The 24,042-nt window shown below is 40.0% G+C and carries 17 protein-coding genes and 1 tRNA gene; 10 read left to right on the forward strand and 8 right to left on the reverse strand.

Annotated elements, in window-relative coordinates; genetic code table 11:
* Positions 1 to 17 precede the first annotated feature (17 nt).
* From WAA86_RS01785 to WAA86_RS01795, 3 genes are all read left to right on the forward strand, one after another.
* The gene (locus WAA86_RS01785) at positions 18 to 965 is read left to right on the forward strand and encodes a PorP/SprF family type IX secretion system membrane protein (RefSeq protein WP_337299252.1); all 948 of its coding nucleotides are present in this window, start codon (positions 18 to 20) and stop codon (positions 963 to 965) included.
* 44 nt (positions 966 to 1,009) lie between these two features.
* Entirely contained in the window at positions 1,010 to 1,366 is a 357-nt protein-coding gene (gene folB / locus WAA86_RS01790) for a dihydroneopterin aldolase (RefSeq protein WP_337299253.1), read from the forward strand.
* Between the two features lie 301 nt (positions 1,367 to 1,667).
* Positions 1,668 to 1,738 (forward strand) — tRNA-Cys (locus tag WAA86_RS01795).
* A 74-nt stretch (positions 1,739 to 1,812) separates the two neighbouring features.
* Here WAA86_RS01795 and WAA86_RS01800 read toward each other — a convergent pair.
* On the reverse strand, positions 1,813 to 2,211 hold the full coding sequence (locus WAA86_RS01800) for a DoxX family protein (protein WP_337299254.1): 399 nt from the start codon (positions 2,209 to 2,211) through the stop codon (positions 1,813 to 1,815).
* A 33-nt stretch (positions 2,212 to 2,244) separates the two neighbouring features.
* Entirely contained in the window at positions 2,245 to 3,396 is a 1,152-nt protein-coding gene (locus tag WAA86_RS01805; protein ID WP_337299255.1) for a DNA polymerase III subunit, read from the reverse strand.
* A gap of 217 nt (positions 3,397 to 3,613) precedes the next feature.
* Between WAA86_RS01805 and WAA86_RS01810 the strand changes: the two genes are divergently transcribed.
* From WAA86_RS01810 to WAA86_RS01820, 3 genes are all read left to right on the forward strand, one after another.
* Entirely contained in the window at positions 3,614 to 4,807 is a 1,194-nt protein-coding gene (locus tag WAA86_RS01810; RefSeq protein WP_337299256.1) for a phosphoglycerate kinase, read from the forward strand.
* A gap of 116 nt (positions 4,808 to 4,923) precedes the next feature.
* Positions 4,924 to 6,546: a lytic transglycosylase domain-containing protein gene (locus WAA86_RS01815; protein WP_337299257.1), complete on the forward strand. Its 1,623-nt coding sequence runs from the start codon at positions 4,924 to 4,926 to the stop codon at positions 6,544 to 6,546.
* Between the two features lie 20 nt (positions 6,547 to 6,566).
* Positions 6,567 to 7,559, forward strand: a complete 993-nt coding sequence (locus tag WAA86_RS01820; protein WP_337299258.1) for a DUF4837 family protein — start codon at positions 6,567 to 6,569, stop codon at positions 7,557 to 7,559.
* 264 nt (positions 7,560 to 7,823) lie between these two features.
* Here the strand turns inward: WAA86_RS01820 and WAA86_RS01825 are convergent, their stop codons facing one another.
* From WAA86_RS01825 to tatA, 6 genes are all read right to left on the reverse strand, one after another.
* Positions 7,824 to 7,994: a DUF6747 family protein gene (locus WAA86_RS01825; protein WP_337299259.1), complete on the reverse strand. Its 171-nt coding sequence runs from the start codon at positions 7,992 to 7,994 to the stop codon at positions 7,824 to 7,826.
* Positions 7,995 to 8,350: 356 nt separating this feature from the next.
* Entirely contained in the window at positions 8,351 to 8,521 is a 171-nt protein-coding gene (locus WAA86_RS01830; RefSeq protein WP_337299260.1) for a DUF6747 family protein, read from the reverse strand.
* A 372-nt stretch (positions 8,522 to 8,893) separates the two neighbouring features.
* The gene (locus WAA86_RS01835; protein WP_337299261.1) at positions 8,894 to 11,533 is read right to left on the reverse strand and encodes an OmpA family protein; all 2,640 of its coding nucleotides are present in this window, start codon (positions 11,531 to 11,533) and stop codon (positions 8,894 to 8,896) included.
* 337 nt (positions 11,534 to 11,870) lie between these two features.
* Positions 11,871 to 12,791 (reverse strand): PorP/SprF family type IX secretion system membrane protein, encoded by a 921-nt coding sequence (locus WAA86_RS01840; protein ID WP_337299262.1) that lies wholly within the window; start codon positions 12,789 to 12,791, stop codon positions 11,871 to 11,873.
* A 40-nt stretch (positions 12,792 to 12,831) separates the two neighbouring features.
* A complete protein-coding gene (locus tag WAA86_RS01845) occupies positions 12,832 to 18,015 on the reverse strand; it encodes a gliding motility-associated C-terminal domain-containing protein (RefSeq protein ID WP_337299263.1) in 5,184 nt (1,727 codons plus the stop codon).
* 427 nt (positions 18,016 to 18,442) lie between these two features.
* Entirely contained in the window at positions 18,443 to 18,634 is a 192-nt protein-coding gene (gene tatA, locus WAA86_RS01850) for a twin-arginine translocase TatA/TatE family subunit (protein ID WP_337299264.1), read from the reverse strand.
* 199 nt (positions 18,635 to 18,833) lie between these two features.
* Here tatA and WAA86_RS01855 point away from each other — a divergent pair, with 199 nt between their 5' ends.
* The 4 genes from WAA86_RS01855 to WAA86_RS01870 all read left to right on the forward strand — a co-directional run bounded on the left by WAA86_RS01855 (position 18,834) and on the right by WAA86_RS01870 (position 24,042).
* On the forward strand, positions 18,834 to 19,703 hold the full coding sequence (locus WAA86_RS01855) for a M23 family metallopeptidase (RefSeq protein ID WP_337299265.1): 870 nt from the start codon (positions 18,834 to 18,836) through the stop codon (positions 19,701 to 19,703).
* Positions 19,704 to 19,710: 7 nt separating this feature from the next.
* Positions 19,711 to 21,210: a GH3 auxin-responsive promoter family protein gene (locus WAA86_RS01860; protein ID WP_337299266.1), complete on the forward strand. Its 1,500-nt coding sequence runs from the start codon at positions 19,711 to 19,713 to the stop codon at positions 21,208 to 21,210.
* Between the two features lie 87 nt (positions 21,211 to 21,297).
* On the forward strand, positions 21,298 to 22,983 hold the full coding sequence (locus tag WAA86_RS01865; RefSeq protein WP_337299267.1) for a DUF6909 family protein: 1,686 nt from the start codon (positions 21,298 to 21,300) through the stop codon (positions 22,981 to 22,983).
* Positions 22,984 to 22,986: 3 nt separating this feature from the next.
* Positions 22,987 to 24,042 (forward strand): hypothetical protein, encoded by a 1,056-nt coding sequence (locus WAA86_RS01870; RefSeq protein WP_337299268.1) that lies wholly within the window; start codon positions 22,987 to 22,989, stop codon positions 24,040 to 24,042.

Raw genomic sequence — 24,042 nt, forward strand, 5'->3', positions numbered from 1 at the left:
TTAACCTAAAAAGAACTATGCGAAATACGGCGTTGACCCTAGTGTTACTTTTTGTTGCATTGGCCTCCAGAGGACAGGAGTTGACCCTACCCCAGCTTTCCCAATATTTGGCCGATAACCCATTTGTAATATCGCCCACCTACTCAGGAATTGGAGACCATATCAAGGTTAGGATCAATGGCCTTACCCAATGGGTGGGTATTAAAGATGCGCCGGATACGCAATCTTTGGCAGCAGATGCCAGAATTGGTGAAAAGTCGGGTATCGGAATGCTCCTATACAATGATAGCAACGGGGAGACCAAGCAACGTGGAGCTAGACTTTCATTTGCACACCATTTGACACTGGATCGTTATGATGACGAGTTCATGTCCTTTGGAATATCTTATAACTTCAACCAGTTCCGTATCGATATAGAAAATTTCAGGGACAATAATGATGCTTCGGTTACCGATGATAGGGCCACTACGAATCATAACTTTGATGTAGGAATCCTTTACCGCAAGGATAAGTTCTATTTAAGTGCCAATGCGTCCAACCTGCTCGATAAGGATTTGACCAAATTCAATCCTGTCTTTGAACCCAACAGGCTTAGGAACTACTATATTTATACGGGATACAGGTATAAAAAGAACAAAAACAGCGATATGGAGATAGAGCCCTCGGTCTTCTTTCAGTATTTTGAGAGTGACGGGCGTTCTGTAACCGATTTAAATGTAAAATTCAGGTTTTACAATTTTGAGGACTATTATTATACAGGTATCAATTACCGATTCCTTAACGATCAGATAGGAAACCCCTTATATATTGCTCCTATTTTTGGCCTCAAAAAGAACAATTTCTATTTCGGATACTCCTATCAGGTTATCTTGAACGAAATTATGGGCTTCAGCACCGGAACCCATGTGGTTACCTTAGGGGTTGATCTCTTCCAAGGACTTAGTAATTGTAGATGTATGTACTAACTTGTCATTCAATTGGATTAAATTTGTAAAAATTTACATCGATTTTGGGGAAAGTAAAGTTAAGCAACATCAGGGTTTACGCCCACCATGGCTGCCTTCGGGAAGAAGCAATCATTGGCAGTGATTACAGGGTAGACCTTGAGGTAGAAACCAACCTTGAAAAGGCATCACAATCAGACAATTTGGAGGATACCGTTGACTATGTGCATCTCAACCGCATTGTAAAGGAGGAAATGAACGTAAGGTCCAAGCTATTGGAACATGTTGCCAAACGTATTATGGACAGGGTTTTTTCTGAATTGACAACCGTGGAAGCCATGGAAATATCGGTTTCCAAGATTAACCCCCCAATTGGTGGCGACGTCGAAATGGTTTCGATTATCTTGCAAAGAACTCGTTGAAAAACATAGGCTGAGTTTTTTCTGGTTGGATAAAAAAGTACATTTGTAGCATATTTGGCATTGTGGTCGAAATGGAGAGACGGGGTCCCGCAAGGACCTTTATAGTGGTTCGAGTCCACTCGATGCCTCAAACGCAGCGGTCTTTTTTTAAGACCGTTTTCAATTTCCAGAAAGCCCGATGGTGCATTATTGGAATTGATGACAGGACGGGAACAAATGGGCCTAGTTCTGGGTTTAAATAAAACTACTTGAAAATTGATTTTTCTTAGAATTAATTTTTGTAGATTTGCAAACCAAAATTGGCATCGTGGCCGAGTGGCTAGGCAGAGCTCTGCAAAAGCTTGTACAGCAGTTCGAATCTGCTCGATGCCTCAAAAAAAAACCGTCCAACTGGACGGTTTTTTTATTTTGTGCCATTTTGGATGACCTGAGGCAATTAACCCCTTTTATCCTTGCAATAGGAAGACCAAAAAGATAGCCGGTATAAAGTACACCGCAATGGTCTTGGCGCCTTCGTAATCTTTTGCCATCCGCTGTCCAAATAACAGCATTAAAAGTGCCACACAGGATATGATTGCACTATAGAATGCAAGCTGACTCTCCCCTACAGTGGCTATTTGAAACAACCCTACAGCAGACAGTACTCCTGCAATCATTTCGGTGACCACCACGATCCCCAATAACATAGGGACCATATTCTTTAAAGGGGACTGGGCAAAATGACCCGTCAACCAAGATAGGTTACCGCTCCAATCAATAAGTTTGTCAATTCCACTTTGTAAAAAAGTGATCAACAAGAAAAATAGCAAGAGAATTTCGGTGGCGTTGTTAGTGATGTTTTCCATACAAAATCAAGTTTATTTATTATGTTTTCGGCGCTATGCGGCCTTTTTGTGAAGTAATCGCGTTAGTTTTATGGATAGGTCTGTCAATATTATTTTAGAGTTCCCATTACGCTCTATGTGATAGATGGCATCTTCAAGTTCTTGGGTAATCTGTATGATGTTGTTCTCGTGTATAAACGGGGCAAATTTTGCCAATTGAAACCCTTCCACATGAATTTTCATATAGGTAAGTTCGGATACATTGTAATTGGAGAGCATGGCCTGTCGCATTACGGCGAGGCAGTACAACAAAAATTTCTTTTGGGTTTCCCTACCCGTTTTGGCCACCTCTTCACTCCAAAGGATAAGATCATGGATGGCAGCTTTATTGCCCTTGGCCTTAAAAGCACTGCGTACCCATTGTACAAACCATTTTTCAAAGACCAGATCTTCGGAGTCCTTGTTCATCAGATCCAGAGCCTTGTTAAAATTACCATCCGATTCGTGTGCAATGCGCAAGGCTTCATCATTGGAAAGTCCTTTTTCCACAAGGCCCTGTGCAATAACATCCTCTGCCAACGGAGGAAAATGAAGAATCTGGCACCTGGAACGTATGGTCTGTAAAATTTGTTCCTCTTCTTCTGTAATAAGAATAAAAACAGTCTTGGCCGGAGGCTCTTCTATAAGTTTCAATAGTTTGTTGGCGGCCGAAGTATTCATTTTATCGGCCATCCAAATAATCATGACCTTATAGCCACCTTCGTAAGATTTTAGGGAAAGCTTTTTTACAACCTCCAAGGCTTCGTCAACCCCAATCATCCCCTGCTTTTTCTCTATACCGATAAGTCGGTACCAATCGAACAGGTTGCCATAAGGTTGCTCCTTTAGAAACTCCCGCCATTCTTCCATATAGTGGTTACTTACGGCATGGCTCTTTACCTTATCGCTATTGGATACCGGAAAAGCGAAATGAACATCCGGATGTGAAAGGGTGTTGCATTTAATATTACAGGCATCGTTGCCCCCGGCGTTCTCACCTTGTGCATTGGAGCAGATAATGTATTGCGCATAGGCCATGGCCATAGGCAGTGTTCCACAACCTTCTCTTCCCACAAACAACTGTGCATGGGGAATACGTCCTGCATCAGCGCTGAGTGTCAAATGTTTTTTTATGTGGGGCAGTCCTAAAATATCTTTAAAAAGCATAGGCCAAATATAGTTTATTTGATGGTTCCTCCATAATGGTTATGTACGTGGAGTTTTGGATGTATGCAGATATATTTTATAAGGTATGGAGGGCAAATGGTCATAAAACACCAAATAAGAAGCTGTTTTTTGACAGATCCCTAAAGAATTGGCATCCCTGGTTTAAACATACTATAGAAATCTTTACATTTGCTTCTCTCAAAAAATCCTTGTAAAGATGAAAACCATTAACGATTTTAATTTTAAAGATAAAAAAGCCCTTATTCGTGTTGATTTCAATGTTCCTTTGGATGCAGATTTCAATGTTACGGATACCAATAGGATAGAAGCCGCAAAACCAACCATTATCAAAGTTTTGGAAGATGGTGGAAGCGCTGTTTTGATGAGCCATTACGGTAGGCCAGATGGTAAGCCAAACGCAGATATGTCCTTAGAGCATATCTTGAATGTGGTCTCTGAAATTATCGGGGTAAAAGTGAAATTTGTTAATGACTGTATTGGCGAAGATGCGGAAAAGGCTGTGGCCAATCTCAAAAACGGAGAAGTATTGCTATTGGAAAACCTTCGTTTTCATGCCGAAGAGGAAAAAGGAGACCGGGGCTTTGCAGAAAAGTTGTCCAAATTGGGCGACATATATGTCAATGATGCCTTTGGAACGGCTCATAGGGCCCATGCTTCAACGACCATTGTAGCTCAATTTTTCAAAGGAAAAAAATGTTTCGGTAGTTTGATGGCCAAGGAAATTGAGGCTATTGAAAAAGTAATGAGAACGGGTGAAAAGCCAGTTACCGCTATATTGGGAGGTTCCAAGGTATCTTCTAAAATTACCATTATAGAAAATATTTTGAGCAAGGTAGACCATTTGATCATTGGAGGTGGTATGACCTATACGTTTATAAAGGCCAAAGGGGGTAACGTAGGGGATTCCATTTGCGAGGATGATAAAATGGATTTGGCCCTGGATATTTTAAAACAGGCCGAGGCAAAAGGGGTAAAAGTACATATCCCTGTGGATGTCTTGGCGGCCGATAGTTTTAGCAATGATGCCAATACAAAAACTGTGGAAGTAAATGCAATTCCCGATGGATGGCAAGGATTGGATGCCGGTCCAAAAACGTTGTCCAATTTTAAAGAGGTGATCCTACAGAGCAAAACAATTTTATGGAATGGGCCTATAGGGGTTTTTGAAATGGAAAGTTTCGCCAAAGGTACCATTGCCATTGGTAATTATATAGATGAGGCTACCAGCAAAGGCGCTTTTTCCTTAGTTGGTGGGGGAGATTCTGTCGCTGCTGTAAAGCAGTTTGGTTTTGAGGATAAGGTGAGCTATGTTTCTACCGGTGGAGGGGCTATGCTGGAGAGTTTGGAAGGGAAGGTTTTGCCCGGAATTGCCGCAATATTAGAGGATTAGAAACGTTATGAATGGTAGCGGCAATTTAGTTTACGAATACTTTAAGACTGTATTTTTTAATGTTTGCTAAATTTGTACGATTTTCGTTATACCCCAATTTAATCTGAAGAAAGCTTATGATGAAATTAAAGAACATTGGTCTGGTACTCTGTTGCCTTTTTACAGTGTCACTTATGGCACAACAAAAGGACGGTACCCGAAAAAAACAACGAAAGAATAAAGTTGTTCAGGAGGCACCAGTAGACACCATTGCGATGGATATGGAAGGTGTTGAGCAGATTGAACTTTTGGAATCCCCAGGGCAATTGGAGGACTCCCCTGCAATTTTGGTAAAAGTAAGCGATAAGTACAATCTTTCGGACCGCAAGGATGCTGCCAAATACGATAAGCTTTGGTTAAAAGAGCTATACGACAACCAAAGTCTTTTTGATTCCATTTATAACACGGTGACCGAATTGGAAGTCGATTCCATATATCATTATGATTTGGATACGGAGACCTTAAAGGCCAGGTTGAAAATATTGGATCAAAAGACCCCTTTTAACATCGCATATAACCCTTCCCTTGAAAATGTGATCAAAACATTTTTAACCAGAAAGAGAGGTTTTATGCAGCGGATGCTTAAAGCAAGCCAATTTTATTTTCCTATGTTCGAGCAGGAACTTGATAATAACAATGTTCCTTTGGAGCTCAAGTATTTGGCGGTAATTGAATCGGCATTAAATCCTAGGGCAAAGTCCAGGGTTGGAGCTACAGGATTATGGCAATTTATGTACGGCACCGGAAAAATGTACAATCTGGATGTGAGCAGTTATGTGGATGAACGCAGTGATCCAATTGCTTCCACCAAGGCCGCGGCTAAATACTTGTCCAGGCTGCACGGGATTTTTAACGATTGGGATTTGGCATTGGCGGCCTATAATTCTGGGCCCGGGAATGTCAATAAGGCCATTAGAAGATCTGGTGGCTATACCAATTATTGGAATATTAGAAGAAATCTACCTAGGGAAACAGCGGGCTATGTACCTGCATTTTTGGCGGCCATGTATATATTTGAATACGCCGAAGAGCACGGTTTACAAAGGGTTAAGATTGAAAGACCTTTCTTTGACACGGACACCGTTCATGTAAAAAGCCTGATTACCTTCAATCAGATTTCCGAATTGGTGGATGTTTCCGTAGAGGAACTGAAGGTTCTGAACCCATCCTACAAATTGGACGTTATCCCCTATGTGGAAGGAAAAAATTACGTGTTGAGGTTGCCTAGGGAGGCCATGGGCAAGTTTGTCAATAATGAAAACGCCATCTACGCCCATGTGAAAACCGAGCTGGAGACAGAAGAGAAGCCCTTGGCACAATTGGTAAATGCCGAGCAGCGGATAGTGTACAGGGTAAAAAGTGGTGACTATTTGGGTAGGATTGCCGAAAGGCACGGTGTTGGCGTGAGTCAAATAAAACAATGGAACGGCCTAAGGGGAAATACGGTAAGGATTGGACAGCGACTTACTATTTATACAAAAAATTCTGTAGCCTCCAATTCTTCAGCAAGATCGTCCAATAGTTCAACCAAGTCAGCAATGGCAAGTGATGCCAAGGTGCATACGGTAAAGAGCGGAGACTCACTTTGGACCATCTCAAAAAAATATCCTGGAATTACTATAGATAATTTGCGAGAATGGAACGGTATTAGAGGGAATGACATTAAAATCGGCGCAAAACTAAAATTGTGCAGTTGTTAAACCTTAATACTCAAACCAACATGAAAAAATTTGGAACACTATTACTTGTTCTTTTAATTACTGTAAGTTCTTGCAAAGAAAAGAAAATTGAATATAAGCCAGAATCCATTGGGGCCATCAATGCCGTGGCAGTGGTTATGGACAATGAACTTTGGAAAGGACCCGTAGGGGACAAGGTAAGGGAATATTTTGCTGCACCCGTCCTTGGCCTATCATGGGAGGAACCGTTATTTACTATAAACCATATGTCATCTGCTGTTTTTACAGGTACTGTAAAAAATACCAGATCGGTATTGTTTGTAGAAAAGGATTCGTTGGATTTAGGGCATATCAAAACCGATGTCTATGCAAGACCACAAAAGGTGGCAGTAATAAAAGGAAGCACGGAGGCTGAAATTATTGAAAATATTGATGAAAATGCCGCCAAGATCATTGAAGCATTCAAGTCTGTAGAAATCAGTGAAGCTCAAAAAAGGTTTCTAAGGTCGGTGAACAAAGAAACGGTCCTGAAAGATAAGTATGGGATAACCCTCTCCATGCCCTCCGTATATAAAGTTGGGAAACAAGAGGACAATTTTGTTTGGATAGACCGTCAGATCCCTAAAGGGGTCATGAACATCATTGTTTACAGTATGCCGGAGGATAGTTTTAAGAACGATTCCACTTTTGTAAAGGATATCGTGGCGATGAGGGATTCAATTGGCCAAAGGTATATTCCTGGACCTGATGTTCCGGACAAGATTACTTATATGATGACAGAAAAGGCATTCTCTCCTTACGTCTTTCCTGCGGAGATTGCCGGGAAAAAGGCGGTAGAAGTAAGAGGAATTTGGGAGATCAATGGTTATCCGATGGCTGGACCATTTTTATCCTATATCATCAATGATGAGGCCAATAATCGGAAACTGGTCATTGAAGGTTTTACTTTTGCCCCATCCACAGAAAAGAGGGATTATATGTTTGAATTGGAGGCCATATTAAAGTCTATTAAATTCGTTGACCAAAAGAAATAACGGAATTTATATTTCAGAAATCCAAAGCGATCCATCGGATCGCTTTTTTTTATTTCTGAATTGTAACCAATCGGATTTTCTAAATTGATAGGGGTCCCACCTAAGGCTGAAATGCTAATGCATGGACTAGTTTGTTGCCGTGTGTAAAGGAGGTCGTTAAAAGCACTAAAAAAGGGCCGCATCGCGACCCTTTTACATAAAACAGAAACAAATTTACTTAACCATTTTTTGTGGGAAAAATAGTATTTTAAAAGATTGCCTTATTTAATCAAAAGCAAATCCTGTTATCAATCGGAAAACAAAGGCATATACCACAACGGCAAAGAGGCCAAAGCAAAACCACGAAAGGGCCTTGAAGTAGTTTTTGATCAATAAATGTCCTAAGTTCTTAAAACCTTCTAGATATATTTCTTTAACAAGTAGTAATTTGTCCATAATGGTATTTTTTCGGGTTAATACTATCTTAAAGATAGGTTGATGATAGGCCGATTTATAATTTATTGGCTTAAGGGACAATATATTGGACGTAGGAAACCTCCTATTTAATTTCATCTGTGAACGGCTTTTTTTGTGGGATGAACTGAATGGGCTGGGATACTTCTACTTTGTTTTTTGATCCCAGAAAAATAGCAAAGGCCACAGCGGACAGGACGGTCTATTCTTTGGAGCGGGCGTTGCAGGGGTACAACAGCTCAAGTTTCGGTAAGTGGATAGACCAAGGGTGGGATACATTAAAAAACCCCTTAGAGGTTATTCTAAGGGGTTTATATTCATTGTCGTTGGAATTTACATTAATCCCAAACGTAACCTGTAGACATTCTAAATACCAAGGCATACATGGCGACTAAGATGAGTGCGAAACAGACCCATGAAAAGACCTTTAAGTAGTTCTTGACAATGTAATGTCCCAAGTTTCTAAATCCTTCTAAATAAATTTCTTTGATAAGTAATAGTTTAGTCATACCCCACATTTTAAGATTAAGTTATCTCAAAGATCGCTGGGATAAAGGAAGTTACGAAAAAAATTAGGTCAAATGGATGCTTATGCGGATGAAAAGGAGCTTATTGTTTAATGGGCGATGAACAGTAAATTTTGTCGACAAACCGCTAAGTTAAACGGTCATAAAAACACGATAAAATGAAGCTGTGTAAATTAAGGGTATAAATAATGCTTTATCCATACAACTATATGTTGAGGATGAGCAAAATAAAACGCAAGGGGTTAAAAATGAATGGGTATGAAAAAAGCCATAAAAAACATAAGGATCAGTATGTTTTTTTATGGCTCTAGTTGGTGTGTGCTAAGTAATACTTTTATATTCCTGAAGGTTCATTTACATATTTACGATAATAATTTCTGAACGCCTGTTCAATTCGTGCTTGGTGCCAGAACAACGCACCCCATTTTTACATTCGTTGATCAATTGTTCTTCTCCGTAGCCAATGGCACTTTCAATACGGGCTGCATCAATACCTTTGGAGATAATATAATCCCTGGTAGATTTGGCCCTTCTATCCGATAGGTATTTGTTGTAAACATCGTTACCTCTGGAATCCGTATGGGATTCAATTTTAATGACCATCTCTGGATACTCGTTCATAACATTGACTACTTTGTCCAATTCCAAACTTGCATCCGATCTAATATTGAACTTATCAAAGTCGAAATAGATCATGTCAGTTTTAAGTTTGCGTATACCGTTCTCTATGGCTATCAGGTCCTTCAATTTTTTGATTGAAATATCAATATTTATCAGTTCGTTATCCTTAGTGGTTACTTGCTGCTCTTGATCAAAATAAGTGTCCTGGGATACTTTAATGGTGTATTTGGTTTTGCCTTCCAGGTCTTCAAACAAGAAACTACCATCATCGCCAGTGACCATTTCCTTTAATTTAATATTGTTCTCATCCAAAAGGGTCACCAGACTTTGTGGCATAATATCGCCGGTAACCAATTCCGTCACCACTCCGGCAATGGCGTTTTGGTTGGGCACGATTTCCTCAACCAATAATCGTTCAAAAGAATAGATGTCATCATCGCCTTTACCGCCTTTTCGGTTCGAGGCAAAATAGCCTTTTTGGTTATCTTCGTTTACGATATAGGAAAAATCATCCTTGTTGCTGTTAATAGGCTGTCCCATATTTACAACCTCTTTAAATCCTTCCTCATCATAAGCCACCTCATAAACGTCCAACCCACCTAACCCTACGTGTCCATTGGATGCGAAATACAGTTTTTTGTCATTGATGAAAGGGAACATCTCCTTCTGTTCTGTATTGATTCCAGGGCCTAGGTTCTTTGGTGCTGAATACTGACCATTTTCAAGGACATCAACAACAAAAATATCGGTCTGCCCTATACTTCCGGGCATGTCGGAGACAAAGTATAATTTTGTTCCATCCGGACTCAATGCAGGGTGTCCTGTAGAATATTCATCACTGTTGAAAGGTAGTTCCTCGGCTTCGGTCCATTCCCCATCAATCTTTACTGATCGGTATATTTTAAGATTGTTGTCTCCGTTTTCTGCTCTTTTTAGTTTCTTTCCATAATTGTTTCGCGTAAAATACATGGTAAGATTATCAGGAGCAAACGTAACCGAGGCCTCATGGTATTTGGTATTTATTTTTTTGGAAAATTTAATGGCACTTTTTAAATCCTGGGATTCTTGGTTGATCTTGGATACATAGAGGTCTAAATACGGTTGATTGTTCCATTTATACCGTCTGGTTTGTAAAAAGGAAGAATCCTTTGCAGAGGCAAAAACAATTTCGTCCTTGTTGTGGAACATGGGTGAAAATTCAGAATACTTGGTATTGATGGCCAAATTTTTAATTCCGAAATCTTGTTCCTTACTCAAAATATTATCCAATACGGCCTCTTTCTTTTCTGTATGGAGGGCCGTTCTGGTATTGTTGGGTTTGCTTTTTCCCATCTCTTGGTCATACAGACGCATCAATCGCTTGGATCTACCGTATTTGCCCGTACCTTTTAAAGTGTGCGCATACTTGAAAAGTTGATCCGGAGTCATGTCCTTCTCATATCTTTCATAAAGTACGTTGTACCAATAATACGCTTTTGGCATGTCCGTATTGTAATAATAGGCATCCCCCGCTTTTTCAAGTACGGTAAAAGAGTAATTTTTAGGATCTTTTTTTAAGGCTTCTTCGTATAGTTCAGCGGCCTCAGCATACCACATTTTATTAAAGTACTCATCTGCTTTTTGAATAAGCCTAGTGGCATTGGGGCTATCCTTGTCTTTAGAATAAGTAACCGTTCTTTTGGAACGTCTTTTATTTACAGGTACCTCTTCCTCCTCGACGGCATTCAACATCTCGTATGTTACTTCATCTATGGACAATTGTTGTTCGGAAGTAGTTGATTTGGAAGACTTTTTATCTGTAGGTTTAGGCTCTTGTTGTGTTGCCTTGGTACCGGAGAGATCGTCAGCTAAGGGTAAAGGGTTTATAGACTTGTCCTTGATATCAATTTTATTGGCTTTACCTCCATTGTCCACGTTCATCAACCAAAATGGCTCTTGGTAGGTCCCGTTCAATTGGGAATTACAGGAGTTAATGGCCAGGTCCAGGGAATCGTATTGGGCCAGGTAGACATAATTGAGACCATTGTTGGAATTGTTTATATAACCGGCATTAAATCCTTTTCCCTTAAGTTTTTGGACTAATTTTTTGGCATTGGCCAAATCTGAAAATACCCCAGAAACTATATAATATCCTTCTTCTGCCCCTTTTAGGTTATAGAAGGTCCTACTATTGATGTTATTTTTGGCAGCCGCTCTTTTAAACGCATCCCCGGAAACTCTCTTGGTAGGTGCCGTTGCATAAATGTTTCGACTTTTGTTATAATGTGTAACTGAGGCATAATCGCCATTACTTGCTGTGTAATTCTTCTTTATACCCTGGGCGCTGCATAATATAGCGAGAAGGAATATATAGGTTGTAAGAAGGTTTTTCATTGGTGCAGCTATTAATTGGGAACTTGTCTTTAAAATCTTTAATTGATAACGTAAAAAGCAACTCATTTATTGAGTTGGTGTAGCGTTCTGATTTTCAGTAAGTTTAAATCCTTATGGTCTTTAAACTACGAATTTAACGGATGAAGTGCCATTCGATTACTTTTTGTTGTGAAAGTGATGCATTTTGTCGTAAACAAGGGGTTTATGCTTAGGAGAAGAATCTAAAAACTTCATTTTTCGAGTCAATTAAGGTTGAATGAAACGAAATCCAATCCTGTTGGTTTGGTTAAAAAAACAAGAATATAAGTTTGTAAGAAGGTTTTTCATGTATGGTTTATTAAAAAAATCTGGGAGATTTGAGTTTTTTGTCCTTGGAAATTAATTGATATCTAAATAGTATCTCATGGGTTCCATTATTGTAATTGTTTAGCTCGTTTATGCTATAATCATATGCGTAACCTATATTGATCCTAGGATTGACTTGAAAACCAAAGAGGCCGCTCAATGAATCCTCCCGTCTATAGTTAACGCCTAAATTCAAAGTTTCGTAAATAAGGAAGTTTATGGAAACGTCAATGGACATAGTGCCGGCAATAACATTCTTTATAAAGAACGAGGGTTTAAATTTTAAATCGGGATTAAGGTCAAAAACATAGCCCCCAATTACGTATAGATGAATTCGGTCTGTGGCTTCAGACTCTTTAATGTTATCGTAATGATGTCCGGTTAATAAATTTGGGGTGGACAAACCTAAATAAGACTTATTGGTATAATAAAAGAGACCTGTGCCAATCGTAGGTAGCACCCTACTATTAATATTTTCATTGAAAGCGGCTTCAGGATCGCGATAGCGACCTTTGGACCAGTCCAAACTAAAAAATTTAATTCCGGCTTTAAAGCCAAGGGACAGACGGTCCCCCCTTCTATTCAATATTATATTGTGGGCATAATTACCGTCCATATAGGTCTCTTGGGATGGGCCTAATTCATCATGGACAATAGAAAGGCCAATCCCATCAAAAATACCAACAGGAGCTTCTATACCAAACGTTATGGTTTTTGGTGCGCCTTCAATTCCGTCCCATTGGCTCCTATAAAGGGAGAGAATGGTAAGATCACCTCGGGAACCTGTATATCCGGGATTTACTGTCATGGTATTGTAATTGTATTGCGTGTATTGCGGCTCTTGCTGTCCATAACAGAAAGACGCTATAAGGCACAATAACAAAAGGGGACCTTGAAAATTTTTGGGGAACATTTACTTAATATGGTTTAAACTTTATGTTATTAGAAATAGCCTATCGACTGATGTATATCCACCCGCTCTTTACAGGGGTTTTACCATCTCCGAAGTCCAAAAGGAAATAATAAGTACCCACAGGAAGATTCATGTCCTTTCCATAATAGCTGGTTTCGGAAACTGTACCTTGCCAGTCATTTTTATATCCTTTCTTTTGGAACACCTTATTTCCCCATCTATTGAAAATTTGAAGGAAGTTGTTAGGATAGTCTTCTATACATTCTATAAAGAAAACGTCGTTCAAACCGTCATTGTTGGGTGAGAATTCATTATAGATTACAAGGCATTCATCTTCAACCGATTGCTCTTCCAAAAGGTCTATACCGGTTTCGGCCATATCGTTGTTCGTGTTTGGATCTATTTGATCTGCATACGTTAGAATAGCAATATTGACATAGTCATTAATTGCTGTTACGGTGGCCGTCATTTCTAATAGGGAAGTAGCACCAATCCTAAGAAATGGAATTTCCCAAAGGGAGCTGGTTTGATTGTAACTGCCGTTATCCACCTTTGAAGATACTAATTGGTATCCTTTTGGCAGAACATCCCTTATCTCTACATTGGTGGCATCGTAGGGGCCATTATTAGTGACTGTTACGGAAAAAACAACAATATCCCCAACCATGGCTTCCTGCCTATCCACTTTTTTATTTATGGACAAGTCAACCGTAGGAGTTGGAATAGTATGATTGTCCTCATCATCTTCACTTTGGTCATTACTGTCATTGTTTGGGGACGAATCTGGGTCATTTTGATCCATTTTGGTAATTCCCGCAATATTTTTGTACTCACCTGCAGCACCTGTTGGTGGCAATACAATTGTTTCATAAGTCAATATTTTGTCTCCAATTTCAATTTTTGGAATCTCCCAAGTAATGATATTTCCTTCCAATATACCACCATTGTTTATGTTGCCTAGAGCAAATCCGCTCGGCACTTGGTCTACTATGGTAACATTTGTTGCGTCATTGGGACCGTCGTTGGTCACAATCAAAGAGAAGATGACAGTATCTCCAACATTAGGGTTGGTAGTATTAACAGTCTTTTTTAAGCTTAAATCTGAAAATTCATTGATCGTAATGCCAATTTCATCCTTATTATTTTGGGAATTGGGGTCTGTTTGGTCTACAAAGCTCAAAGAGGCTATATTGTTGTAATCATGAATTGAAGCTACTTCAACTGTTAATTTCAAGTTTGCGGTTTGTCCAACACCTATAGAAGGTATTTTCCATACCGATGAACTTTGATCATAGCTTCCACTAGTGGAGGTTGAGGATACAAATGCGTAACCGGCAGGCAGCACATCGGTGATTCCCACATTTGTTGCGGCATATGGGCCATTATTGGTAACAGTTATGGTAAAGACAACGGTATCTCCAATAAAAGACTCAGGTTTGTTCACTGTTTTGTCAATGGCCAAATCTACAGTTGGTATGGGGATGGTATGGCTATCCTCATCGTCCTCACTTTGATCATTATCATCATTGTTCGGTGCAGAATCAGGATCTACTTGGTCCATCTGGGTTATCTCAGCAATGTTTTTGTATTCATCAGCCGTTCCTGAAGGGGCATTTATTACCGCCTCATAGGTCAGAACCTGTGTTCCAACCCCAACAGAAGGCAATATCCATGTAATTGTATTTGCATTTAAAGTACCTCCATTGCCAATGGTGCCAATAGAGAATCCACTTGGCACATTATCCACCACTGTCACATTGGTTGCATCATCGGGACCGTCATTGGTTACTGTTAAGGTAAATAGTACGGTATCCCCTACATTGGGATTACTGATATCCACATCTTTGTTTAAGCTTAAATCAGCGGTGCCGTTCACCTCTATGGTAATTGAATCGGTATGTTCACAGCCATTTGCATTGGTACCGATTACGGTAAAAGTGGTTGTTGAGAATAAAATGACCGGTACACCATCCACGGCACCATTATCCCACATATAAGAATCTGCTCCGGCCCCTGTTAAGGTAACTGGTTCCCCTGAATTTATTTTCGTGGAAGAGGCATTGGCCGTAACAACAGGGGGCGTGTTTACTGTTAGTGTGACTGAAGCCGAAGCATCTGCAGGACATATGTAGGTGTCATTGGATACCATCACCCGATATTGATTGCCATTATCTAAAATTGTCGCATTGGTAATTTGTAGGGTGTCTGTATTAGTACCACTATAAATACCGGCATCACTTAGATCAACCCAAGTAGTACCGTTAAATAACTGCCACTGGTAGTGGTCTGTCCGAATAGCTGTGACACTAAAGGTTGCATTATTTTCCGGGCATATTTCTAGATCCTTGGGTTGAGAGGTAATAGTGGGAGCAGTATTCTCCCTAAATTCATAGATACCATTTTTATCGATGTCCGCTGGTGTTTGATACGTTGCGCCTATTACAACCCCATCGGCATTGGTTTTGGGCGGGTTGCCCAATCCGTAATATTCGTTATCACCCTTATCGGCATTCATGTTAAAATAGGCTTCATTGGCATCACTACAACCGTCATCATCACTATCTGTATCCATATAATCCGGACCTTGGGAGCCATCGGTATTTCTAATGGTAAAATTAATTATACCACTATCCACCGTTGTTTCTACCACATCCGCCAAACCGTTGGCGCCAAAACTTCCGTTTACAACACCATTGGTGTGCGGTTGTTCATGACCAGCTTCCACAGCGTCATAAATACCGTCATTATCCACGTCTAAATCCAGTTGATTGGTCACTCCATCTGAGTCGTTATCCAAGCCAAAGACCTGTGGATCGATATAATTGGTGACACAACCAAATTCAATATTGTGTTGTCTTTCGGTAGAGGAAGCCCCTGGAATTCTTGCTACGGCTCCCACACGAATGGTTATTTCCGATCTGGAATTATAATTCACCCCGAAATTTACTTGGGATTGCTTATTATTGGCCCCTGGATAAGTTTTGTTGCCTCCTGTTCCTATTACCCATTTCCCATCTGTGGACATGGTTAATTCCGTTGGATTGGCAATCACATAACTCGTGGGATTGTAACTCCATGTTTGTTCCCCATACTGATTGGTACCGTCAATATCATTAAAATTCATCAGAATCCTGTCCAATACAACTGGTGACGATCCTCCTGCAGTTACAAACCTAATTTTATATTCAATCAAACCTTGATCTCCCTTATTGGTAAAATTAAAGGCTGTAAAGGGTCTAAATGCAGGCTTGTCCTTACTATTGTTATCTATTTCCTTGACTGTGGCGTTATAGATTTGAACAATAGTGACCAGCGCATCCGTTCCGCCAGTTACATTTGGGATTCTATATACTGCCCCTTGTTTTAGGGCATCCCCTGAGACCAAAACAGCATTTGCACTAAAATCCAGTGTCGTTTCACCTCCGCATTGTGGTTGGGAATTGGCTATAACCGTATTTAACTCTTGTAGATCGGGGATACCGTCATTATCATCATCCAAATCTGAGCGGTCCAATATCCCATCTCCGTCCGAGTCATCAAAAGGTGGAGGAATATCGTTCAGCGTTTCAACGGTAACCTTGGCAATATCACATAATCCTGTAGTGTCACATATTTGATATTCAAATGTATCTACCCCTATAAATCCGGGGTTTGGTGTATAATGCAATTCCCCTGTAGACTTGGCAATGGATAGATTCCCATGCGATGGTTGTAAAAGGCCACTATTGTTTATTGATGTAATGTCAATATTTTGATCAAGATCCTTGTCATTCTCTAATGCCTGTATGACAATTGAATTATTTGTATTGACCATAACCATGTCATCTTTTGCACATGGTTGGGCATAAACAATTACTGTGGTTACGTTTGAGGGGTCAGGTATGCAGCCTTCACAAGGCGCTATGTTTAACTCATAGGTTCCTGGCTGGTTTATTGTAATCTCGTCCAATCCTACTCCCTCCATTTCAACGGTCCCATTTATAAAGGTCACCCCTTCTGTTAGGGATTTCCAAAAATAAAGGGCTGTTGGAGACTTGAAATTTGCCTGAAGCGAGAGTGTTTCCGTACCAGTACAGCTAGTAAAATTAGCAGGCAAAGCTATACTTGTGTCAATAGCCCCTTCCTTGGCAGTTCCTAAGAACGGGAATGGTCCAGAAAAATCTACCAAGCCGGAATTAAAGGATGCAGAACCCCTTGTTTTGACCAAAACGGCACTGTATGGAAAATAACATGTTCCTTCCAGACCAAAAATAGTGGCTGGGTCAAAACCCAGACCAGTGAAATTAATACCAACCTCCGCCAAGGATTCCTTACTGTAAGTGCTCGAAGGTGATAGGTCAGTGTTAAAAGTGCCCCAAGGTGGGGCATCTGTGGGGACACCATTAATTTTACTGTAGGTATTCCCTCCATAATTTACATGAGCGTACCCGTATTTTGATATTAGAGATTCTCCATCAAAACCTGTGTATTGAAAACCTGTGTTGGACAAATAATCTTTTCGTGAGATCCAAATTCTAATGTCCAAGCTCATGACACTGGATCCAGAATAATCAAATCCAACATCCAAGTCTCCTATTTTAGTAACCTTGCCATTATCGTCAAATTCCCATGAAGTATGGCCTTCATCCGTTCCGACATTGGAAAAAGTATTTCCTGTTAATTTTAATTCTTCTATAAAAAACTCAACGTCGGTATAATGTGCCCCTCCATTATCTGAGGTGCTTACTGCCATATTCACCCAGAGTTCATCGGTAGGAGTTATGCCATTACGTCTAACATGGACAAATGCATCAACAATATCAGCTTTTTTTGAAATGGAAGAAGATTTAACGACCCAGTTTGCTGGGTTATCACCGTTTTTTCCATTACCAAAAGTTGTCTTATCATTCTTTTCGGCAATATAATCATGGGCAAATATGGAGCCATACCACAACTTTCCATTGATGTTACTGTAGTTGGGCTCACTCATAAAAGCTTCAAATGCCTTATTTTCACCTGTGTCGATGTAATTTTTAAATAATACTTGACTGCTCTCGTCTATAACCCCCAGCCCGGAAGTGCCAATAAACCAATCGTCCGTATTTACATCAGGGATCCCGGAGTATGTGTCGGCCTCAATTCCAAAATTGGCTCCATTGCCCGATTGGGCGGACATTCCAATGGAGGCTGATAGGAATATAAAACAGCAGAAAAGAACTACTTTTTTACGTGTGTTGTTTGTCATTAAATATAATTTCATAGGGTTGCCCCTATGGGGGGATTTGGTTAAGTTTTGTTTAACGACCAATTACATCTTGGGACGTATTGGCAAAGCTATTAGATAACCAAAGAATGGAAGATTTATTGTTGCAAGGATATCTTTACCTGTTGCGAATAGCACAAAAGCTGTAGTTGCTACTTTTAGGGGCACGTTGAACAAAACCAGTGAAGGCTTTTGAGAATCAATCTTTATCTACAAAGTACAATGAAGATATATTGCATGGAAAATAGAGAACAGAGGAACAAGAAATATCTGGATATAATAAGGAGGGATACTTTGATAGGGTACTTGGATCTGGAATGTTTTAATGGGTAAACATGGAGCAACTTTATAGGAAAGTATTAAAACAAAAAACACCCGCTAGGGGTGTCTTTATTTCGGCTTTATAAGCTTATTTTTTTTCGTCAATAGTGTCTTTTGATTTATCATCTTCCTTGGAGGCGTCCTTAAATTCTTTAATTCCACTACCAAGTCCACGCATTAATTCTGGAATTTTCTTCCCGCCGAACAATAAAAGAACGACCAGAACCACAATTACTACTTGCCAAGGGCCAACTGCTAAAAAAATGTTTGAAGATATCATTTCAGATAATTTAAATAGACCACAAAGGTACTAAAAAAGTTATAAGTATTCATTTATTATTACATTGGAAATGGTAATTTAACGATGTAAACCAAAACCTTTTTATTAGCGTATACATTTTATCTGATAAAGAAATGTAAAAGGTAGAATTATCAAAACTCTTCTGAAATATTCGGGAGTAGCATTATATTTGTAAACTATGGCCAAGAAAGGGGAAAAGAGAAAGGAAATAAAACAAAAGCTTTTGCACAAGTATCGTTTGGTGATACTTAACGAAAATACTTTTGAGGAAAAGATTTCTTTTAAATTGAGCCGATTGAACGTTTTTGTGACTGGCTCCCTTTTTATTGTGGCCCTGATTGCTTTTACCACCGTTCTTATCGCTTTTACCCCATTAAGGGAATATATTCCCGGGTACTCTTCAACCAAATTAAAAAGACAGGCCACAGAATTGACCTATAAAACAGATTCTTTGGTCACCGTTCTAAATTATACCAATAAGTATTTGGATAATATCAGAATGGTATTGAACGGGGATATTGCCAATAATCAGATGAATAGGGATTCCCTGTTCGAACAATTCAAGTTGGATCCGTCGTCTATAGATCTAACACCTATACGGGAAGATTCCTTGTTGCGCCAACAAGTTGCGCTAGAGGATAAGTACAGTCTATTTGAAAGGGACATCAAAAATGTCAACTTGGTGCTTTTCCCTCCCGTTGAAGGAACCTTGACCCAGGAGTACAATCCTCAAAAGAAACATTACGCGGTGGATGTAGTGGCAGTTACCAACACCCCTGTCAAGGCCGTTGCCGACGGGATGGTAATATTCTCTGAATGGACCGCCGATACGGGATATGTGATCATCTTGGAACATAAGGATGGGCTGTTATCGGTTTATAAGCACAATGGATCACTGAACAAAAGTCAGGGTGATATGGCAAGGGCCGGAGAGGTTATTGCCTCAGTAGGCAACACGGGCGAATTGACCACGGGACCACATTTGCACTTTGAGCTTTGGAACAACGGAGGCCCTGTAAACCCTTTGGATTACATCGATTTTAAATAAATAACCTATGTCATTAAAATCGTTTGCAGCACGGATATTTGCAAGACGAATTGCAAAGAAGAATGCCAAATGGATCAATAATCCATTGCAGGCGCAGGAAAGGGTGTTCTTACAGCTGGTTAAAAAAGGAGCAAAAACCAAGTTTGGCAAGGACCATAATTTCAATAACGTCCAAACGTATTCAGATTTTGCCAAAAATGTGCCTATCCGCGATTACGAGGACCTTAAGCCCTATGTGGAAGAAGTGATCCAGGGAAAAGAGGATATTCTTTGGCCTGGTAAACCCGCCTACTTTGCAAAAACATCTGGGACCACCTCGGGGGCCAAGTATATTCCAATTACGGATGAATCCATCAAATATCAGATAGAGGCGTCGAGGAATGCCATCCTAAATTATATCGACGAAACTGGGAACGCTGATTTTGTTACCGGGAAAATGATATTTCTCCAAGGGAGTCCGGAACTGCAGGAGAAGAACGGAATTAAATTGGGGAGGTTGTCAGGCATCTCTGCCCATTATGTTCCCAACTATCTTCAAAAAAACAGATTGCCGTCCTGGAAGACCAATTGTATTGAGGATTGGGAAACCAAGGTCAATGAAATAGTAAAGGAGACCGAAAATGAGAATATGACCGTTATAGCGGGCATACCTTCTTGGGTGCAGATGTATTTTGAAAAACTGAATCAAAAATCTGGAAAGAAGGTCGGAGAGCTTTTCAAGAACTTTCAGCTTTTTATCTATGGGGGAGTTAATTTTGAACCTTATCGGGCAAAATTTGAAAGTCTCATGGGCAAAAAAGTGGATAGTATAGAGCTGTTTCCTGCCAGCGAGGGATTTTTTGCCTATCAGAACTCCCAAAAAGAAAAAGGAATGCTCCTGTTATTGGATTCCGGAATCTTTTACGAATTCGTGAAGTCGGACGAATTTTTTGAGGAAAGCCCCCAACGTCTTACTTTAAAGGACGTTGAAATAGGGGTCAATTACGTCATGATCATTTCCACGAATGCTGGCCTATGGGCATACAATCTTGGAGATACCGTTCAGTTTATTTCATTGAAGCCCTATAAAATCATAGTATCGGGGCGTATCAAGCATTTTATATCGGCCTTTGGGGAGCATGTAATAGGTAAGGAAGTGGAAGAGGCCATGAGAAAGGCAATTTCAACAACGGACGCTAGGATCAATGAATTTACGGTTGCCCCACAGATTGCTCCGGAGGGGAACCAATTGCCCTACCACGAGTGGTTGGTGGAATTTGAAAAAGAACCTTCAGATTACAATTCCTTTATCAATGCCTTGGACAAAGAACTTCAACAACAGAATAGTTATTACTTTGACCTAATTGATGGGAAAGTACTTCAAACCTTAAAGGTAACGGTCATTAAAAAAGGAGGCTTCAATGAATACATGAAATCCTTGGGGAAATTGGGTGGTCAGAACAAGGTGCAGCGATTGTCCAATGACAGAAAAGTAGCAGAAGCCCTAAGGGCCTATGCGGTGGATTAGATTTTTTCATTATTACGGTCCTATTTTAGAAAATAAGCGCACTTATGGGTAATCCTAAATAATAAGTGTAATTTTGCAGGCAATATTATGAATAAATTGAAAAATACAACTCGAGCTCAAGAGTCTACCAATGCCATTGAGCGATTATATATTACGATGCGCCACCTGTTCAATAGGGGGTTTTATAAGCCAATGGGCGTATCAGGGGAGACCTTGAGAAATGCCCTATTGCAATTGCGACCAGAGATCTACGGTTCCATTGCGGAGGAAAAAACAGAATTGAACGGTTTGATCTATGTCTTGGAGCGTTTGCCAGAGGGCATTGAGCAATGTAGGTTTATCAACCTAACTTCGGACGAAGGATATGGGAAATCTCATTTTAAACCAATTATTCCCCCTAAAAGAAGAAGAAACTGCTACAGAATAGACGATGAGCAGATGAACATTGAGATTACCAGGGGCCGCTCCGATATCTATGATATTCTGACCCATCTTACCTTTTTATTTGTTGAATCACAGAAAATAGCAAAAAGGGTATTGATAGAGGATACGGACAGGACCATTAGGGATTGGGTAAAACTGGAAGAGGCTGTTAAAAAAAACAAATTGACCCAAACGGAACGGGAGGTCGCTTTGATCCATACGGCACAAATTTTGGGACGGTCCTTTACCGAGGCCATAGAAATACATAAAAAATTGGCCACAAAAGCGGAACCGGAACGATTTCTTAAGATCGTTTACTGGTTGGGAAAACTGGCCATAGAGGAAGAAACCACGGGTAATAAAAGGGCTATTACTTTCACTCCCTTATTGAGGGAAAGATTGGGTCACCATATCCATGGGGAACGATGGGCAAATGCAATTAAGGAAACTTTAAAGGCAAATGGACTATTGGAAAGGCCCATTCATATTATTAGTGCCAACATGCATAGCGTAATGAATTCTTTGTTTGCAAAGAATGCATTGGCCAAGGAATATGGTAACAAACCGTCCTTGGAGATTTATGAGGCGCTTAGCTCCCCCGAAAATGGTGCCTTGAGGAACAAGGTGATAGCCATGGCGAAGAAAAATGGCATGATCTCTTTGGACGATACCTCAGGTACTAATATCGACGTACAAATTTTTGATACTGCCAAATTAGGAAAGGATGCCTGTTGTTTTGAGCTGAGGGAGGGTATTCCCGATGATAAAAAGCCTGTCATATTTGTGATGGACTATGCCTTTGGAGAGCAGGCCTACGAAACCATTGATGAATTTTTGAAACCGTACAAAAAGAAAAAAAACCAACAGGTATTTTTAGATGTGGCCTCAATTTCCATTATGGGAAAGGCAGGCATATTGGAGGGTGGCAAAGGAGATATCATGATTCCAACCTCCCATATTTTTGAGGGTACGGCGGACAATTACCCCTTTAAAAACGAGTTTAACGCCGATGATTTTAAAGGCAACGGTCTCAATGTTCTGGAAGGTGCCATGATCACGGTATTAGGCACGTCTCTACAGAACAAGGATATCCTAAAATTCTTCCATGAATCTACTTGGAATGTGATTGGGCTGGAAATGGAAGGGGTGCATTACCAAAAGGCAATCCAGGCAGCATCAAAAGTCAGAAGGAGTATTCGTGAAGACGTAAAGGTCCGCTATGCCTATTATGCCTCGGATAACCCATTGGAAACAGGAAGCACCTTGGCTTCTGGAGGATTGGGTACTACAGGGGTAAAACCAACCTATTTGATTACCGACAAAATACTTAAACAAATATTTAATTCTTAACATATGTCTAACCAGCAACCGGTAAATAATAATACGTCTTCAGAGGAAGTAGATTTGGGCCAACTGTTCCAAATGATTGGAAACGGCTTTAGAAAACTCTTCAACTTTATTGGCAATATTTTTAAGGGCATTTTCAAGATTATCATCTATTTTTTGCTCTTTATACAAAAGCATTTTATAAAGTTTGCTGTTGCTGCCGTGGTTGGATTGGCAATAGGGGTTTATTTGGATATAATCAAGGAGCCTAAATACATTTCCACCATGGTGGTAGAGCCTAATTTTAATAGTGTTCAACAATTGTATAACAACGTGCATTTCTATAATGAATTAGCAATCTCCCAAGATTCCTCGGCATTGGCCGAAGCCTTGGATATTACACGCTCTGAAGCTGGACATATTAAGATGTTCAGAGTGGAGTCCTATTCGGATGAAAACCAGAAAGTGCAACTTTTTGATAAGTTTGTGCGGAGTTTGGACACGACTACCCAGAAGGCTATAGATATGGAGAAGTATCTTTTGAACTTTAATTCGCTAGATGCTCGGTTTCATACCGTTTCCGTAACGGCAACAAATAATACCATCGCCAAAAAGATACAGCCCTCCATTATCAACTCTATATCCAGGAACGAATATTTTAATTTGCAAAAGTCGATTAGTGATATCAATATTGAGCTCCAAGATAGCCTTTACAGCAAACAAATCAATGAAATAGACTCCCTTCAACTGCTGTACAAAAAGGTCATGATCAAGGAAGCTGACAAGCCCATGCAGGGGACCAACATTAGTTTGGGAGAAAACGGCGGAAAAGAGAATAAGGAACTGGCATTGATCAATAAAATGGAGGAGCTAAAAACTAGTTTGGTTCTTTTGAACGAAGAGCGCGCAAACAAGTCTAGTATTTTAAATGTTATCTCCGCTTTTCCCAGGAGAGGGGTTGAGGTGAAAGGAGTATGGAACAGTTATAAATTCTGGATTCCCGTTGGACTCATTGGGTTGACGTTATTGGTACTAAGTATTCTTGAACTAAACACATATTTAAAAAAATACAAAAAAGAATAG

It is taken from the genome of Sediminicola sp. 1XM1-17 (assembly GCF_037203765.1).
Classification (GTDB): Bacteria; Bacteroidota; Bacteroidia; order Flavobacteriales; family Flavobacteriaceae; genus Sediminicola.

What these genes read in the sequence shown, in the direction of transcription:
- WAA86_RS01785 (WP_337299252.1), top strand. Translation starts at nt 18, where the DNA reads ATGCGAAATACGGCGTTGACCCTAGTGTTACTTTTTGTTGCATTGGCC.
- WAA86_RS01800 (WP_337299254.1), bottom strand. Translation starts at nt 2,211, where the DNA reads ATGGAAAACATCACTAACAACGCCACCGAAATTCTCTTGCTATTTTTC.
- WAA86_RS01805 (WP_337299255.1), bottom strand. Translation starts at nt 3,396, where the DNA reads ATGCTTTTTAAAGATATTTTAGGACTGCCCCACATAAAAAAACATTTG.
- WAA86_RS01810 (WP_337299256.1), top strand. Translation starts at nt 3,614, where the DNA reads ATGAAAACCATTAACGATTTTAATTTTAAAGATAAAAAAGCCCTTATT.
- WAA86_RS01815 (WP_337299257.1), top strand. Translation starts at nt 4,924, where the DNA reads ATGATGAAATTAAAGAACATTGGTCTGGTACTCTGTTGCCTTTTTACA.
- WAA86_RS01820 (WP_337299258.1), top strand. Translation starts at nt 6,567, where the DNA reads ATGAAAAAATTTGGAACACTATTACTTGTTCTTTTAATTACTGTAAGT.
- WAA86_RS01825 (WP_337299259.1), bottom strand. Translation starts at nt 7,994, where the DNA reads ATGGACAAATTACTACTTGTTAAAGAAATATATCTAGAAGGTTTTAAG.
- WAA86_RS01830 (WP_337299260.1), bottom strand. Translation starts at nt 8,521, where the DNA reads ATGACTAAACTATTACTTATCAAAGAAATTTATTTAGAAGGATTTAGA.
- WAA86_RS01835 (WP_337299261.1), bottom strand. Translation starts at nt 11,533, where the DNA reads ATGAAAAACCTTCTTACAACCTATATATTCCTTCTCGCTATATTATGC.
- WAA86_RS01840 (WP_337299262.1), bottom strand. Translation starts at nt 12,791, where the DNA reads ATGTTCCCCAAAAATTTTCAAGGTCCCCTTTTGTTATTGTGCCTTATA.
- WAA86_RS01845 (WP_337299263.1), bottom strand. Translation starts at nt 18,015, where the DNA reads ATGACAAACAACACACGTAAAAAAGTAGTTCTTTTCTGCTGTTTTATA.
- tatA (WP_337299264.1), bottom strand. Translation starts at nt 18,634, where the DNA reads ATGATATCTTCAAACATTTTTTTAGCAGTTGGCCCTTGGCAAGTAGTA.
- WAA86_RS01855 (WP_337299265.1), top strand. Translation starts at nt 18,834, where the DNA reads ATGGCCAAGAAAGGGGAAAAGAGAAAGGAAATAAAACAAAAGCTTTTG.
- WAA86_RS01860 (WP_337299266.1), top strand. Translation starts at nt 19,711, where the DNA reads ATGTCATTAAAATCGTTTGCAGCACGGATATTTGCAAGACGAATTGCA.
- WAA86_RS01865 (WP_337299267.1), top strand. Translation starts at nt 21,298, where the DNA reads ATGAATAAATTGAAAAATACAACTCGAGCTCAAGAGTCTACCAATGCC.
- WAA86_RS01870 (WP_337299268.1), top strand. Translation starts at nt 22,987, where the DNA reads ATGTCTAACCAGCAACCGGTAAATAATAATACGTCTTCAGAGGAAGTA.